This is a genomic window from Actinoallomurus sp. NBC_01490, assembly GCF_036227085.1.
Lineage (GTDB): Bacteria > Actinomycetota > Actinomycetes > Streptosporangiales > Streptosporangiaceae > Actinoallomurus > Actinoallomurus oryzae.
Genome location: NZ_CP109433.1, coordinates 6004406 through 6019895 on the forward strand (window position 1 = coordinate 6004406; position 15490 = coordinate 6019895).

Here is a 15490-nt window from a genome sequence, read left to right on the forward strand (position 1 = left end):
GGTCACTCCTCCGGCGCGGGAGGTCTCGTGATCGCTGCCGATGAGACGCCGGCCGTCCCGCGTCCGGCGCGGGTGGGTTACGCGACGCGGGCCGCGCCCGGCTCGGTCAACGAGGATTACGTGGTGGCCGGCCCCGGCTGGGCGGTCGTGCTCGACGGCGCCACCGCGCCCGCCGGCGTCGACAGCGGCTGCGTGCACGACGTCGCCTGGCTGGTGCACCGGCTCGCGGCGGCGCTGAGCGCCCGCCTGGCGGCCGAGTCCGCCGGCGGCCTCCCCGACGTCCTGGCCGAGGCGATCAAGGACGTCTGCGCGGCGCACGGTGACACCTGTGACCTGGCCAACCCCGACAGCCCCTCCTCGACGGTCGCGATCGCCCGCTGGGACCGCGGCGAGCTGGAGTGCCTCGTGCTCGCCGACTCGCCCGTCGTGGTGCGGCGCACGGACGGCTCGGTCGCCGTCGTGGAGGACGACCGCCTCACGCGGCTGCCGGGCGGCCCTCCGTACACACTCGAGACGGTCCGCTCCCACCGCAACCGGCCGGGCGGGTTCTGGGTCGCGAGCACCAGCCGCGCCGCCGCGTACGAGGCGGTCACCGCGACGTTCCCATGGGAGGACGTCGACACGGTCGCGCTGCTCAGCGACGGCGTGACGCGGCTGGTCGAGCGCTTCGGCCACACGTGGCCGGACCTGCTGCGGCAGCTGCGGAGCGCCGGGCCGGGCCGCGTGATCGACCTCGTACGGGAGGCCGAGCTCGCCGCGCCGGCCGCGCGCGGAAAGCCCCACGACGACGCCACCGCCCTGGTCGTGACGCGTGGCTGAGCCGGCGGTGCCGGGCCCGTCCCGGCACCTCGGCGCGCTCGGCCTGGCCCGCGACCCCATCGGGGATCCGCTGGTCTACCCGGGACGGCCGCCGCCGGAGTCCGGGCTGCTGACCGGCGACCGCTTCCTCGCGCTGCGGGAAGAGCCCGGCGCCCCGCCGGGAGGCCGGCGGCTGCCCGGCGGGGAGACCCTCGACGACGCGCTGATCGCCGCGGGCGGGCCACGGGTCGCGGACCGGCATCCCGTTCTGGCGGTCGGGTCCAACGGCTCGCCCGCCCAGGTGCACCGCAAGCTCACGGGACGTGCCCCGATCCTGGTGCCGATGACGTACGCCGACGTGACCGGTCTGGTCCCCGGCGTGTCCGCGCATGTGAGCCGGCCCGGGTACGTCCCGGCGGCCCCGGTGCTCGAGCCGGGCGCCACCGCGCGGCTGATCGTCCTGTGGCTCGACGACGACCAGCTCGCCGTCGTGGACGCCACCGAGCCGAACTACCGCCGCCTGCGCGCTCCGGACGCCGTGCTCGTCTCACTGGACGGCGTGCCGGTCGGCTGCGGACTGTACGCCGGGCGGCACGGCTGCCTCACCGACCGGAGGGGCCGGCCGTTCCCCCTGACCACGCAGGCCACGCTGCTGGCGGCACTGCTCGCCGACCTGCCCGCGCTGGGCCGCCTCGCCGGCACGGACGACTCCGCCGAGCTGGCCGCGCGCGTCCGCCGCGACCCGGCGCTGCGCGAGGACATCCGGCTGCTGTGGCGCCGGGAGAACCGGGTCCTCGAGCAGGCCGGACTCACGCCCGACGGCGCCTGAGCACCTAGACGAACGGCTCACCGCCGGATCCGCGGTCGTCCCGCCCGCCTGAGACCTTCGTCCAGGAGCCCGCCGGGCGGCACGTGCCCCGCCGTACGACGCTCGCCGCGCACGGGATTTCGGGGCGATCGCTGACGCGCGGAACCGGATTCACCAGCGAAGCCATACTTTTTCGCGGCTTTGGCCATACCATGGATCCATGGCCACGGAGAAGATCACGGTGACTGTACCCGCGGAGGTGCTGGAGAGCGCCCGCGCCGCCGTCGCGTCCGGAGCCGCGCCGAGCGTCTCGGCCTACGTCTCCGAAGCCGTACGCGACCGCGCGGCGCGCGACCGGCTCGTCGCCGCCGTGGAGAGCCGCTGGGGACCGTTCGACGACGAGGCGACCGACTGGGCGCGCCGGATATTCGAGAGTGGCGACGGGGACCCCCGGCGGACTCGGTGAACCTCTCCGGCCGCGTACTGGACGTTCCCGCACTGGTGGATCTCGCGACCGGCCGCAGCCAGCACATGCGCGCGCTGGTCGGCTTCGTCGCGGCCCGTGGCTACAGCCTGGTGGCGCCCGCGACCGCCCTGACGAAGGCCGCCGCCGTGGCCGACGAGCGCGGCCTGCAGGAGCTCGCCTGGGCGGTGGAGAGCGCCTCGGTGGTCGTGCTGGCCCTCGACGAGCGCAACGCGTTCGCCATCGGTGACGCCGCCCGCCAGGCCGGCATCCGCGACATCGTCGACGCGCACGTGGCACGGGCGGCCGCCGACCGGGGCTGGCCGATCGTCACCAGCGCGGAAGCGGCGGCCAAGTGGAAGACCCTCGGCCTGGCGGTGCAGAGCCTGCCCTGAGCAGCTTCGTCAGTGAGCGCTCTCGGGGGTGGACAGCACGGCCGACAGGAGCCGGCGCGCCTCATCCGCGAACGCCGCGTCGACCAGGAGGTCGTAGCGGTCCGCCACCACCGACCGCATCGACGTGTACGCCCTCTTCTGGAGGAAGTAGGCGACGGCCGAGAAGGCCGCGCCGAACAGGATGCCCACGATGATCCCCGAGATCACCGCGCCCTCCACCACCCGGGGTGTGACGATCCAGAAGACGATGCCGATCAGGAGACCGATCCACGCCCCGGTGCTCGCGCCGGTCAGCAGCGCGCGGCCCAGCGTCCAGCGGCCGAGGACGCGCTCCTCCAGTTTCAGCCCGGTGCCCACGATCGTGACGTGTTCGACCGGGAACTTGTGCTCGGCGAGCAGGTCCACCGCGTGCTGGGCGGCCTCGTGACTGCTGTAGGTGCCCAAGACGACCTTGTGCGGTCCGACGGTGCTCCGTTCGCTCATTCTCCGCCCCCCGTCTTCCGTTCATCGGTTACGGCGACTGACGCGCCGCCATGCGCGGCGCCGAAGTCAGGCGCGGTCATTCCTCTTCTGCGGCGACGGCATCGGCGACCTCCTCGGGCCGGTCGTACCGGCGGTCCGGAATGCGCCGTAGCGCCTCGACCACCGGCCATGGGGCGTCCTGACGCCCGGCGTGCGCGGCGAGATCATCACGGCGCGCCGGATAGGACATATCGCCGAGATAACCGCTCACCAGCTCCGCGAACGCCCGGCTCACCTCGGCGGGCCGCGAGTATCGCCGGTCCGGGAGCTCACGCAGGGCCGCGATCACGCGGTCGCATTCTTCGCGGGCGTGCGCGAGAAGTTCGTCGCGAGTGGCGGGAAAATCGGCCTTGTGAAGGTGCCGCTGCAACAGTGCCGGACTGATCAATTTGGTATCGCCCATGAATTCGGTCGCCCCCCGATTGTCGAACAACGCATCGAGAAACGCGCCCACGCCACGATGAAATCGGCCGGGCGTCATTCGACCTCATTTACGGAGTCTACCTTCGCCGCCGTACCCCGGGGAAGTCATCCCAGGTCAGGCGGTGTATCACGCGGATGCCAGCCGGCCGCCGAGAAAGGCGAGCTGCGCCGGCAGGCGCCGCAGCCAGAACGCGCCGTCATGGCATCCGCGCGTCATCGCCCCGGCGGGACGCAGCCGGTCGCGCAGCCGTCGCACCATCGGGGCGAACGGGTCGCTCGTCCCACAGTCGACCCACGCCGGGACGCCGCGGAGCCTGCCCAGCCCGTGGAACACATCGTGCCGGGCGAAGTCCTCCGGGCCGTCGAAGGCCTGATGGTTGGTCCTGCGGGCGTTCGCGTACGACGGGAAGAGCGCGGGCGACGCCGCGACCATCGCCGCCATGCGCGGGGCGCCCACCGTCTCGGCGAGCATCAGCGCCCCGTACCCGCCCATGGACCAGCCGATCACCCCGAACCGGTCGGTCCGCGCGCCCTTACGGCGCAGGAGCGGCAGCAGCTCGTCCGTGATCATCGCCATCGGGTCATCCCCGCTCGCTCGCGGGTGCCAGTAGGAGTTCGGCCCGCCGTCGACCGCCACCAGCGCGAACGGCGGCGTGCTCCGCGCCCGTACGGCCTCGGCGAGATAGCGGTGGAGCCGCAGTCCGCGGGCGGCGCTCGCCCCGGTGCCGCCGTTCCCGTGCAGCGCGACGGCGACCGGGAGGCCGCGCGGCGAGGTGACGCCCGCGGGCAGCACGACGGTCGCGGTGACGTCGGTGTTCCGGCGTCTCGAGTGGAAGGTCAGGGAGCGGACGACGCCCGCGGTGGCCGGCGCCTCCGGCAGTGTGCGGCACCGCCCGATCGCCCGGTCGAAGGCGACCTTGCCCGGCAGGACGTCCTCCTCGACGAGGATCGACCCGGTGCCGCCGGCGACCGCGACGCCGCCCAGCGCCGCGCCCCCGAACACGAACGCCCGCCTCGACACCATGCGAAGGCCTCCTCCGATCGATCATCAGAGGTACCGACGCGAGCCGTCCCGGGCCGGTTCCCCCTCCGCGCGTACCCGGGTGTGCGCGGACGGGGCCGTGCCGGCGGCGTACGGGCAACGCGGCCGATCCCGCCTCTCGGTGGGGGATCCGCGCTCGTCGCGGCCGTCACCGGCCTGAGGACTTCGCACAAGAGACCGCCGGGCGACCCAGGCCCCACCGCTCGCGGGAATGCGCCACCTGCGCGAACGTGCGATCCGTGGCGCGGCTGTCACCGTTCGCACGTCCGTACGGCCGGACATCCAGTACGATCCTGCACCGCCACACCTCGCCGGTGGGGCGCCCGCCCCTGCGGCATTCGTGCGCCCACGCCTCAGGTGTCACGATGGTTCTCACAGGGAAGGAAAGTCACACGAATCTCTGGTGTGAACCTCTATGGCTCCACAATCTTCGCAAGGTGTCCGATAGCGGATTGGGCGCTTGGCTGTTTGGTGTGTTGTCCGCTAAGGTCGTCTCGTTCGCAAGTTTCACTAAAAGGTGTAGCGGTGGTTTCTTGACTCCGTTACTTCCTGCCTCTATAACAGTTGCGGCAGATTTGTAGATTTCGGCTGACGGGAACACGCCATCGGCCCGGGTGGGAGAGGATTCAAGGTGCCCCGGCCCGGAAGCGCCACTGTCCGTAATCGTCGGCTCGCGGCTGAGCTGAGGCGTTTGCGGGAGACCGGCAATCTCACCGGTGACGACGTCGCCGAGCGGCTGGGATGGTCCGCCTCCAAGGTCAGCCGCCTGGAAAATGCGCGCCAGGCTCCGCGTTTCGCCGACGTCCGCCGGCTGCTGGACCTGTACGGCGTCGAGGGCTCCTACCGCGAGCAACTGCTCCAGCTCGCCCGTGATGCCGTACGCCGCGGTTGGTGGGAGGCGTTCTCCGACGCGCTGCCGGAGCAGTACGCCTCCTATATCGGCCTTGAGATCGAGGCCGAGAAGATCTGGCAGTGGGAGACACAGGTCGTGCCCGGTCTGTTGCAGACCGAAGCGTACGCACAGGCCGTCGAGCAACGCTCGCACTCGACCGAGGTGATCCCGCCGAGCCGGGTCGACGCACGCGTGGAGGCCCGCCTGGCCCGCCAGACGGTGCTCACCCGTGAGACGCCCCTCCAGCTGTCGGTCGTGCTGGACGAGGCCCTGCTGCTCAGGCGTTACGGCGACGCCGCCGTGATGGCCGAGCAGCTCCAGCACCTCGAAGAGCTCTCCGTTCTCCCTAATTTGAGTCTCCAAGTTCTTCCACTTGATGGACCTCATCCGATCGCGACGGGGTCCTTCACGCTTCTGCAATTCCCGTTGGTGGGCGGGATCAAGTTTCATGACGTCGTGTATATCGAACACCTCAACGGGTGCTCATATCTAGAAGAGGCAACCGAAACCTACCGGTATAGGCTTAGTTTCGAACGACTCAGTGCAGGGGCGCTCGGGCCAACGGAGTCCATGGAGCGAATATCCAGGATTGCCCGGGAAGTGTGGACACCTTGAAGAGGAGGGAGGTGAGCCGTGATGGATCAAGAAGTGGGGCGTCCTGGCCTCGACTGGAGAAAGAGCTCTCGTAGCATGGCGAACAATCAGTGCGTTGAAGTCGCTTCGACGACTTCGGCGGCTGAGTCGTCGCGGGTTTAATATATGGTGAAATAATAACTGTGCGACGGTGTGCCGTGATATCGGATCGTGGCAGCCATTTGCACTCTAAGGCCCACTTCCTTTCGATAGCTCTGTCTGGTGGAGGAGGTGGGCCGATATTTTTCTGGACAACCGATGTCCAGCGTGATGAGTCGTCCCTCCGGGGGTCTGTCAAGAATCCGCACTCGTCGTCCGCTGAGTTCGGCGTGAAAGTCCCTCGGCCACACTGCTGGAGGGTTTCGCGTGAACAGTAAAAGAGACCGGCGTTGGCATCTTCCGGAATGGTTTGCCCGTGCGGTCCGTCTCGTTGTTTGGATCATGGCCGGTGTTGTCGGTCTGGCTGCCGTGCTCATGTCCCCGTTCGCGCTGCGGGCGATCGATCAGGTGACAGGGTTGAACTGGCTCGAACTCGCCGACGTCGGCCAGACCTATGAAGCTGTCGCCGCCTTGCTCACCGTACCGACCTTCGGAGGTGTGGTGATCTCCCTGCTAGTCCAGCGCCGGGAGGTCCATACAGGTCAGGAGCAGACCGCCCTCCTGACGCAGATCGAACTGGCGCGCATCGCCATCGAGAATCCCGACCTCCTGGCGGTGGACGGGAGCACATCGGCATCAGAGTCGCTCGGCCGAGCGCGTCGCGACACGCTTATGAATCTCTGGATGAGTAAGTGGCGTTCTCTGTTCGCCTTGGGCAACCTGACTGAGCGAGAGCTGCGTGAGATTCTGAGCAGATTCTTCCGCGGGGGCGATGCGCGCGAGTGGTGGAGGACGGCGCGCGACAGCTATCGGATCGGTGTGGGGAGTAGACGGCAGCGGCGATTCGGCAAAATAGCGGATGAGCAGTATGTACATGCCTCCTCTATGCATATCGGTACGCCGAACACCGAGCATACGGTATCTACCAGCCTGAACCCCGTCAGGGCCGGGGCCGTCTGCCTGATCGCGGCCGTGTTAGGTGGGGCTTCGGGCTGGTTTCTCAGACGGCACCATGCTCGTTGAGGGACGCCAATGCGGACGGCCGGCCACGATCTTCTCCCATGATGGTGTCACTCCTCGATGTCATGGGTATGCGTTCGGTAATGGAGTGCTCGCCAGAGGTTCTGCGTCGAGTCGGGGGGTCGCCATGACGATTGGCGGGATCATCACCGCGATCATCTTCGGTGCGATTATCGGCGCGATCGCGCGGTTGCTGGTGCCCGGGCGGCAGAACATGCCGATATGGCTGACCATCGTGGTCGGCATCGTCGCCGCCTTCATCGGCACGTGGATCGCCCACCTGCTCCACCTGAGGACGCACGGCTTCAACTTCTGGGAGACGATCTTCCAGATCATCGTCGCCGTGATCGGGGTCCTGCTTGTGACCACGCTGTGGCCCAGGAGAACCTAGTGCCCGGCTCGTGACAGCGGCCGCCGCCCGCAAGGCAGCGGTGTCATCCGGCGTTCCGGGCCGGGGGCGACGGCGGATCAGCGTGTCTCGTGCGCGGTGGGCGGCCGGAGGATGGGGCGCAGGCGATCCAGCACGGTGGCGTCCTCGATGGTGGACGGCACCGGCACGTCGTCGCCGTCCGCGATGCCGCGCATCGTCCCGCGGAGGATCTTGCCCGACCGCGTCTTCGGCAGGGCCGGCACCACCGAGACCTCCTTGAAGGCCGCGACCGGGCCGATCTGCTCACGTACCGCGCGCACGAGTTCGTCGCGCAGCCGTGGCTCGTCCACGTCCGTGCCGCTCTTCACGACGACGAAGCCGCGCGGCACCTGCCCTTTCAACGCGTCCCGTACCCCGACCACCGCGGCCTCGGCCACCGACGGGTGGGCGCACAGCACCTCCTCCATCGCCCCGGTCGACAGCCGGTGCCCGGCCACGTTGATGACGTCGTCGGTGCGGCCCATCACCCAGACGTAGCCGTCCTCGTCGATCGAGCCGCCGTCGCCGGTCAGATAGTGGCCCGGGAACCGGGACAGGTAGGACTCGATGTACCGCTCGTCGTCGTTCCACAGCGTGAGCAGCGTCCCGGGCGGCAGCGGCAGCCGGATCGCGATGTCGCCCTCGGTGCCGGGCGGGGCGATCGACCCGTCGGGCAGCAGCACCCGCACGTCGAAGCCGGGTACGGCGACGGTCGGTGAGCCGGGTTTGACGGGCATCGGCTCCAGGCCCCGCAGGTTCGCCGCGACCGGCCACCCGGTCTCGGTCTGCCACCAGTGGTCGATCACCGGGCGGTCGAGGATCCGCCTGGCCCAGTCGTACGTGCCCGGGTCGAGGCGTTCCCCCGCGAGGAACAGGGTGCGCAGCGCCGACAGGTCGTGCCCGGCGAGGAGACGGCCCTCCGGGTCCTCCTTCTTGACGGCCCGGATCGCGGTGGGCGCGGCGAACAGGGCGTTCACCCGGTGCTCGGCGGCCACCCGCCAGAACGCCCCGGCGTCCGGCGTGCCGACCGGTTTGCCCTCGTACAGCACCGTCGTACAGCCCGCGAGTAGGGGCGCGTAGACGATGTAGGAGTGCCCGACCACCCAGCCGACGTCCGAGGCGGCCCAGAACACGTCGCCGGCCGAGACGCCGTAGACGTTCGGCATCGTCCACCGCAGCGCGACCGCGTGCCCGCCGTTGTCGCGGACGACGCCCTTGGGCCGGCCGGTCGTGCCCGAGGTGTAGAGGATGTAGAGCGGGTCGGTGGCGGCGACCGGCACGCAGTCGGCCGTGCTCGCCTCCGCCATCGCCTGGTCCCAGTCGACGTCGCGGCCGTCGACGAGCGGCGCCGGCGCCTGCGGGCGTCGTACGATCACGCAGTCGCCGACCTTGTGGTCGGCGAGTTCGAGCGCCTCGTCCAGCATCGGCTTGTACTCGATCACCCGGTTGCCCTCGATGCCGCAGGACGCGGACACCACGACCTTGGGCCGGGCGTCGTTGATGCGGACGGCCAGTTCGCGGGGCGCGAAGCCGCCGAACACCACCGAGTGCACCGCGCCGATGCGCGCGCAGCCCAGCATCGCGATCACCGCCTGCGGGATCATCGGCAGGTAGAGGACGACCCGGTCACCGCGTTCGACGCCGAGACCGCGGAGCACCCCGGCGAACCGCGCCGTCTCATCCCGCAGTTCCCGGTAGGTATAGGTCTGCCGCGTGCCGGTGACCGGGCTGTCGTAGATGAGCGCAGGCTGGTCGGCGCGGCCCTGCTCGACGTGCCGGTCGACGGCGTTGTCGCAGGTGTTGAGCTCCCCTCCGGCGAACCACCGGTAGAACGGTGCGGCACCGTCGTCCAGCACCCGCTCGGGAGGAGTGCGCCAGCGGATGTCACGGGCGGCCTCCGCCCAGAACCGTGCCGGATCGCCGAGACTGCGTTCGTACGCGGCCGTGTAGGGGCCCATGTCGCACCTCCGCCAAAGGGGGACTCCACTATGGCGATCGCATGCGCCACTTCGTCAAGACATCTCCACGGGCCGGGAGGCGCGGAACGCGTGTCCCGCGCCTCCCGGCCCGTGGCGGGTGGCCGGCGTTGACGATCATTCGCCGCTGAGGCCTGGCCGGGCGGCGATCGTCAGGACGGCGGGCCGTCGGTGAACTCGACGTCGCAGCAGGAGACGAAGAACTCGCCGGTCATCCTGCCGTTGTCGTCGATCGGCCCGCCGTGGCCGCCCCAGATGTTGACGATGACGTGCCGACCGACCTTGGGCGGCAGCGCTTCGGTGGTGTGGCGGGTGACGCCGGGATCGCCGTGAATCTCGGTCATGAACGGGGTCGGCTCGAAGTCCTCCCAGGTCAGTGGCGTGCTGGGGTCCCAGTCGTCCCTGGTGACGAACCACTGGTGAGTCCAGGTCTCGCCGATGTGGTGGGCGGTGTAGGCGTACGAGAAGGCGTACTCGCCGGACGAGGACGCCAGCGTTGCGGTGGGCCAGTCGCCGACCAGGTCGAGCCCGGCGAAGGCGGGGTTGGCCGCGGAGGCGAGGTCACCGCCGCGGAAGAACTTGCGGTATTCGAGGTAGGAGCCGTTCCAGGGGGGATCGGCCTTCATCGCCTCCGCCGGCGGGACGACCTCCTGCCAGGTGCGGCTGGTGTTCAGCTGCCGTGCGCGTTCGCAGATCTCGGCGGGATCGTTGTCGCGGATCGTCCGTACGGCACGGCTGGGAGGGGAGCCGGCGCTTCCGTGCCGGGTGTTCCGGCGCGGCGGCGCGGCGGCCCGGGGGCCGCGGATCGGGTCGACGTACCGGCGGCTGTCGCCGGGGCGGACGGCGACGGTGACCTCGTCGGTGAACGCGCTCCACGAACCATCGGAGAGCTTGGCGCGGACCTTGACCCGGTACTGCGGATAGGGATGGGCCCCCAGGCAGACCCAGTGGGTGCGCGCCAGCTGCCAGCCCGGTGCCCACGACGGCCAGTACAGAACGGCGGTCTGCCGGATCTGCCCGTCGTTGAGCCAGACCTCGTAGTAGTGCGGATAGGGGGCGTCGCCGTCGTTCCAGTCGGCCGGCGGCGGCCAGTCCGCCCCGTCGTTGTCGCCGACGGTCCAGGACAGCTGGAGGCCGTACAGGGTGACGTCGCCGTCGGTGCGATGGGCGGCCGTGGCGTGGAGGGTGTGCGGTGCCACGACCTCTGGGAGGGTTTCGGTCATCCGATCGCGTTCCTTGTCTGCCGGTTCGGTCGGGTTCGACGATCCGCCTGGCGTCTCACCGCGAGCGAGGGGCCCGGCCGCCGGCACGGCATCGCCGTCTCGGGCGGCATGCGAATGACGCCACGGCCACGCCCGTCGTCCGGTTCCCCCGTCTCGCCGCGAGGGACGAGCCGTCACCCTCAGTATCCGTACCCGTGCGGTCCGTGTCGACGGAAAGTCTTCCTTTCGCCGCCCGCGGCAGCTCGAACCGCCGCGGGGACGGGGACCGGCCGTCCGGAACCCCACGCACGCGTCCGGTCGTCGAAGCCTTCCGGCTCGATGCGGTCCGGCGGAACCGCCACGCGGCCGATTCGCGCTGCGGCGTCGCCGCGCGTGGCGCGCGCCCGTCCGCGGTCATAGATTTCAGGGATGGACACCCGACGCCGCGTGCCGCGTACCGACGCCGTGCTCGCCGATCCGCGCCTCGTCGAGGCGGCCGGCCGGCTGGGGCGGCGCATCGTCAAGGCGGTCGTCGCCGGGGCGCAGGAACGCGCCCGCGCCGGCGCGATCCCCGCCGAGGACGTCGCCGACGCCGCGGTGGCGTCGCTGCCGGCGACGGCCGCGAGCCTGCGGCCCGTGATCAACGCCACCGGCGTGCTGCTGCACACCAACCTGGGCCGCGCGCCCCTGTCGGAGGCCGCGTGCGCGGCGCTGACCGAGGCCGCCGGCTGCACCGACGTGGAGTTCGACCTGGAGACCGGTGGGCGCGGCCGGCGCGGGCGCGGCGCGCTCGCCGCCTTGGCCGCCGCGTGCCCGGCGGCGGAGGCGGTGCACGTGGTGAACAACAACGCCGCCGCGCTCGTGCTCGCCGCCACCGCTCTGGCCCAGGGCCGGGAGATCGTCATCAGCCGCGGCGAGATGGTGGAGATCGGCGACGGTTTCCGGCTGCCCGAGCTGCTGGCCTCGACCGGCGCCCGGCTGCGCGAGGTGGGCACCACCAACCGCACGACCGCCGCCGACTACGCCGAGGCGGTCGGCCCGGACACCGGCTTCGTGCTCAAGGTGCACCCCTCCAACTTCCGGATCGAGGGGTTCACCGCGGAGGCGCCGGTGCGGAGCCTGACCGGCCTCGGCGTGCCCGTCGTGGCCGACATCGGCTCCGGCCTGCTCGCGCCCGAGCCGCTGCTGCCCGCCGAGCCCGACGCCGCGACGGCGCTGGCCGACGGCGCCGACCTGGTCACCGCCAGCGGGGACAAGCTCCTCGGCGGCCCGCAGGCCGGGCTGCTGCTCGGCCGGTCGGAGCTGGTCGAACGCCTGCGGAGGCATCCCCTCGCGCGGGCGCTGCGCGTCGACAAGCTCACCCTCGCCGCGCTGGAGGCCTCGCTACGCGGGCCGGAGCCCCCGGCCGTACGAGCCTTGCACGCCGACCCGGTCGCCGTCCGCGAGCGTGCGGCGCTGCTCGCCGAGGAGCTGGGCGGCCACGACGCGCGGGTCGTCGACTCGGCCGCCCGGGTCGGGGGCGGCGGCGCGCCCGGCGTCGAGTTGCCGAGCGCGGCCGTCAGCCTGCCGGAGGCCTGCGCCGTGCCGCTGCGCCGCGCCGGAATCGTGGGCCGGGTCGAGGACGGCCGCGTGCTGCTGGACCTGCGCGCGGTCCCGGCCGAGCTGGATCCCGCCGACCTCGCCGCCCGCGTGCGCGCCGCCCTCGGGGAGCGCTAGTGCACGTCGTCGCGACCGCCGGCCACGTCGACCACGGCAAGTCGACCCTCGTCCGGCTGCTCACCGGGATGGAGCCCGACCGCTGGGCCGAGGAGCGCCGCCGCGGCATGACGATCGACCTGGGATTCGCCTGGACGGCCCTGGAACGGGGGGAGCGGCTGGCGTTCGTGGACGTCCCCGGGCACGAACGGTTCGTCACGAACATGCTGGCCGGGGTCGGGCCGGTCCCGGCCGTCATGATCGTCGTGGCGGCGGACGAGGGCTGGATGCCGCAGTCCGCCGAGCACCTGGCCGCCATCGACGCGCTGCGGGTCCGCCACGGGCTGCTCGTCGTCACCCGCTCCGACCGTGCCGACCCGGCCAAGGCCCTCGCCCAGGCGCGCGCCGAGATCGCCCGCACCTCCCTGGGCGACGTGGAGGCGGTCACGGTCAGCGGCGCCACCGGCCAGGGGCTGCCGGACCTGCGCGCCGCGCTCGGCCGCCTCATCACCCGCCTGCCCGCCCCCGACCCCGGCGCCCCCGTGCGCGTCTGGGTCGACCGCGCGTTCACCATCAGGGGCAGCGGCACGGTCGTCACCGGCACCCTGCCCGCCGGCACCGTACGTTCCGGAGGCGAACTGCTCCTCGACGGCCGCCCGGTCCGTGTACGCGGTCTGCAGACGCTCAAGGAGAACGCCGCCGAGGTCTCCGCCGTCGCCCGCATCGCGATCAACCTGCGGGGCGTCGAGCGCGACGAGGTCTTCCGCGGCATGGCGCTGCACGCCGGCGAGTGGACCGTCACGGACCTCCTCGACGTCCGGGTGGAGGACGCCGCCCGGCTGCCGCGCGAGCCGGTCCTGCACATCGGCTCGGCCGCCGTGCCCGTACGCCTGCGTCCGCTCGGCGACGACGCGGCGCGTCTCACCCTCGCCCGGCCCCTTCCGCTGCACATCGGCGACCGGCTGCTGCTGCGCGACCCCGGCGCCCGCCGGGTCACCGGAGCCGACGTCCTCGACGTGCGCCCGCCGGTCCTGCGGCGGCGCGGAGCGGCGGCCGCCCGCGCCCGCGAACTGGCCACCGGCGTGCCCGGCGCCGCGGAGCTGGTGCGCAGACACGGCCTGATCCGCCGGTCCGAGCTCGTCGCGATGGGCCTGACGCCCGAGAGCGAGCCGGTGGCCGGCGACTGGCTCGCCGATCCCGCGCACTGGGCGTCCCTGCGCCGCCGGCTCGCCGAAGAGGTCGCGCGGCACGCCGCGGCCGACCCGCTGGCGCCCGGCCTGCCGGTCGAGGCCGCTCGCGCCCTGCTGGACCTGCCCGACCGGCGGCTCGTGGACGCGCTCGCCGGGCCGCCGCTGCGCCTGGAGTCCGGCCGGGTGCACGCCGGCGGCGCCGCGGGCCTGCCCGCCCCGGTCGCCGAAGCCGTACGGCGGCTGCGCGCCGACCTGGAACGCGCCCCGTTCCGCGCGCCGGAGGCCGGCCGGCTCGCCGAGCTCGGGCTCACCGGGCGTGCCCTGGGTGCGGCCGTGCGGGCCGGCGCGCTGCTGCGCGTCGCGGAGGGCGTCGTCCTGCTGGCGGGCGCCGACGACCGGGCGGCGGACGTGCTCGCGTCGCTGCCGCAGCCGTTCACGGTCAGCGAGGCGCGCAAGGCCCTCGACACCAGCCGCCGCGTGGCCGTGCCGCTGCTGGAGCACCTGGACCGCCGCGGGCTCACCGTCCGCACCGGCGACCGCCGTACGCTCCGGGGCGGGCGAGGATCCTCCGGCGGCCTCTGACACGATGGCCGGGCGGCGAAGGGAGAAGCCACATGGCCGAAGAGCTCACGGCGCTCGACGTGCGGCACGACGAGGAGAAGAAGCGGTACGAGGCATGGTCCGGCGAGACGCTCGCCGGGGTCGCTTACTACCGCGAGCGGGCCGACCGGACGATCTTCACCCACACCGAGGTCGAGGCGGCCTTCGAGGGCAAGGGCGTCGGCAAGGCCCTGGCCGCCGCCGCACTCGACGACACCGTACGCCGCGGCCGTGTGATCGTTCCGCTGTGCCCGTTCATCGCCGCCTACCTGCGCAAGCATCCTGAGTACGACGAGCACGTCCGCTGGCCCGAGGGCAACGGATGAGCGATCTGGATGCCCGGCCGGCGATCATCCAGGCACGGCCGGCGGCCGGTGACGGCGCGGTGCTGGAGCTCTACGAGTCCCGGCAGGTGCCGCTCGGGGGCGTCCGCGGCATGCGGGTGGACCGGCTGCTGCCGCACCGGTCGCTGCCCACCGTCGGCGGCTGGTGCTTCCTCGACCGGTTCGGCCCGCAGCGCACCGACATGCGGGTGCTGCCCCACCCGCACACCGGCCTGCAGACGGTCACCTGGCCCCTGCGAGGCGAGATCCGGCACCGCGACAGCCTGGGCAACGACGTGCTTCTGCGGCCGGGGCAGCTGAACCTCATGACCGCGGGCCACGGCGTGTCGCACTCGGAGTTCTCCGTCGGGGACGCGCCGCTGCTGGACGCCCTCCAGCTCTGGCTGGCGCTGCCCGCCGGCCGTGCGGCCGGCGACGCGGGGTTCGAGCAGCACACCGAGCTGCCCGTCCATGAGGACGGCGGGCTGCGCGCGACCGTCTTCGCCGGCGGGCTCGGCGACACGGTGTCGCCCGCCACCGTGTACACCCCGCTGGCCGGCGCCGACCTGGAACTCGCCCCCGGGACCGCCGCGAGCGTGCCGCTGCGCCCCGACTTCGAACACGCCCTGCTGGTCCTGTCCGGCGAACTGGAGGTCGCCGGCACGCGGCTCGCCGCGGGGCCGCTGCTGTACCTCGGCACCGGACGCGACGAGGTGACCGTGTCGGCCGCCGCCGAGGCGCGTGCCGTCCTGCTCGGCGGCGAGCCGTTCCCCGACGAGCTGGTGATGTGGTGGAACTTCGTCGGGCGCAGCCACGAGGAGATCGCCGCGGCCCGCGCCGGCTGGGAGGAGGGCGACCGGTTCGGCACGGTCCCCGGGCACGGCGGCGAGCGCATCCCCGCGCCCGCGCTGCCCGGCGTACGCCTGCGGCCCCGGAGCCGTCGCTCCCGTTGACCTCGATCGCGGCCGGCGTCTCCGCCTCGCCGCGGAGGAAAATGGGT

Annotated in this window: 17 protein-coding genes; 12 read left to right on the forward strand and 5 right to left on the reverse strand. The window is 72.2% G+C overall.

From position 1 onward, the window contains the following. Window positions 1-27: 27 nt before the first annotated feature. The 4 genes from OG417_RS27975 (at window position 28) to OG417_RS27990 (ending at window position 2464) form a co-directional block, all read left to right on the forward strand. Entirely contained in the window at window positions 28-819 is a 792-nt protein-coding gene (locus OG417_RS27975) for a protein phosphatase 2C domain-containing protein (protein WP_329234458.1), read from the forward strand. Next, window positions 812-1627 (forward strand): hypothetical protein, encoded by an 816-nt coding sequence (locus OG417_RS27980; RefSeq protein ID WP_329234461.1) that lies wholly within the window; start codon window positions 812-814, stop codon window positions 1625-1627. Before OG417_RS27975 ends, OG417_RS27980 begins: the two co-directional genes overlap by 8 nt. A gap of 199 nt (window positions 1628-1826) precedes the next feature. Continuing rightward, window positions 1827-2072, forward strand: coding sequence for a hypothetical protein (locus tag OG417_RS27985; protein ID WP_329234464.1), 246 nt, complete (start codon window positions 1827-1829; stop codon window positions 2070-2072). After that, window positions 2069-2464, forward strand: a complete 396-nt coding sequence (locus OG417_RS27990; protein WP_329234467.1) for a hypothetical protein — start codon at window positions 2069-2071, stop codon at window positions 2462-2464. The genes OG417_RS27985 and OG417_RS27990 overlap by 4 nt, the downstream gene beginning before the upstream one ends. Window positions 2465-2473: 9 nt before the next feature. On the opposite strand, the gene OG417_RS27995 is transcribed toward OG417_RS27990, so the two are convergent. The 3 genes from OG417_RS27995 to OG417_RS28005 all read right to left on the reverse strand — a co-directional run bounded on the left by OG417_RS27995 (window position 2474) and on the right by OG417_RS28005 (window position 4433). After that, the gene (locus OG417_RS27995) at window positions 2474-2947 is read right to left on the reverse strand and encodes a general stress protein (RefSeq protein WP_329234470.1); all 474 of its coding nucleotides are present in this window, start codon (window positions 2945-2947) and stop codon (window positions 2474-2476) included. A gap of 76 nt (window positions 2948-3023) precedes the next feature. Further along, entirely contained in the window at window positions 3024-3467 is a 444-nt protein-coding gene (locus OG417_RS28000; protein ID WP_329234473.1) for a DUF2795 domain-containing protein, read from the reverse strand. 69 nt (window positions 3468-3536) lie between these two features. Then, the gene (locus OG417_RS28005) at window positions 3537-4433 is read right to left on the reverse strand and encodes an alpha/beta hydrolase (protein ID WP_329234476.1); all 897 of its coding nucleotides are present in this window, start codon (window positions 4431-4433) and stop codon (window positions 3537-3539) included. A 649-nt stretch (window positions 4434-5082) separates the two neighbouring features. Here OG417_RS28005 and OG417_RS28010 point away from each other — a divergent pair. The 4 genes from OG417_RS28010 (at window position 5083) to OG417_RS28020 (ending at window position 7486) form a co-directional block, all read left to right on the forward strand. Then, window positions 5083-5958 carry a helix-turn-helix domain-containing protein gene (locus OG417_RS28010; RefSeq protein ID WP_329234479.1) on the forward strand — a complete coding sequence of 292 codons (876 nt, stop codon included), beginning with the start codon at window positions 5083-5085 and terminating at the stop codon, window positions 5956-5958. Between the two features lie 21 nt (window positions 5959-5979). Continuing rightward, window positions 5980-6099: a DUF397 domain-containing protein gene (locus tag OG417_RS54455; protein WP_442875583.1), complete on the forward strand. Its 120-nt coding sequence runs from the start codon at window positions 5980-5982 to the stop codon at window positions 6097-6099. Between the two features lie 243 nt (window positions 6100-6342). Further along, window positions 6343-7098: a DUF6082 family protein gene (locus OG417_RS28015; RefSeq protein WP_329234481.1), complete on the forward strand. Its 756-nt coding sequence runs from the start codon at window positions 6343-6345 to the stop codon at window positions 7096-7098. Between the two features lie 124 nt (window positions 7099-7222). Beyond that, window positions 7223-7486, forward strand: coding sequence for a GlsB/YeaQ/YmgE family stress response membrane protein (locus tag OG417_RS28020; protein ID WP_329234483.1), 264 nt, complete (start codon window positions 7223-7225; stop codon window positions 7484-7486). A 77-nt stretch (window positions 7487-7563) separates the two neighbouring features. Here the strand turns inward: OG417_RS28020 and OG417_RS28025 are convergent, their stop codons facing one another. Both OG417_RS28025 and OG417_RS28030 read right to left on the reverse strand, forming a co-directional pair. Beyond that, on the reverse strand, window positions 7564-9462 hold the full coding sequence (locus OG417_RS28025; RefSeq protein WP_329234486.1) for a propionyl-CoA synthetase: 1899 nt from the start codon (window positions 9460-9462) through the stop codon (window positions 7564-7566). A 170-nt stretch (window positions 9463-9632) separates the two neighbouring features. After that, window positions 9633-10703, reverse strand: coding sequence for a lytic polysaccharide monooxygenase auxiliary activity family 9 protein (locus OG417_RS28030; protein ID WP_329234489.1), 1071 nt, complete (start codon window positions 10701-10703; stop codon window positions 9633-9635). 408 nt (window positions 10704-11111) lie between these two features. Between OG417_RS28030 and selA the strand changes: the two genes are divergently transcribed. Genes selA through OG417_RS28050 form a run of 4 tightly spaced genes read left to right on the forward strand, consistent with a single transcriptional unit; the run spans window position 11112 to window position 15443 of the window. After that, window positions 11112-12398, forward strand: coding sequence for an L-seryl-tRNA(Sec) selenium transferase (selA, locus tag OG417_RS28035; RefSeq protein WP_329234492.1), 1287 nt, complete (start codon window positions 11112-11114; stop codon window positions 12396-12398). Beyond that, a complete protein-coding gene (gene selB, locus OG417_RS28040; RefSeq protein ID WP_329234494.1) occupies window positions 12398-14149 on the forward strand; it encodes a selenocysteine-specific translation elongation factor in 1752 nt (583 codons plus the stop codon). The genes selA and selB overlap by 1 nt, the downstream gene beginning before the upstream one ends. Window positions 14150-14181: 32 nt before the next feature. After that, on the forward strand, window positions 14182-14493 hold the full coding sequence (locus OG417_RS28045) for a GNAT family N-acetyltransferase (protein WP_329234496.1): 312 nt from the start codon (window positions 14182-14184) through the stop codon (window positions 14491-14493). Continuing rightward, the gene (locus OG417_RS28050; RefSeq protein ID WP_329234500.1) at window positions 14490-15443 is read left to right on the forward strand and encodes a pirin family protein; all 954 of its coding nucleotides are present in this window, start codon (window positions 14490-14492) and stop codon (window positions 15441-15443) included. Before OG417_RS28045 ends, OG417_RS28050 begins: the two co-directional genes overlap by 4 nt. Window positions 15444-15490: the final 47 nt, after the last annotated feature.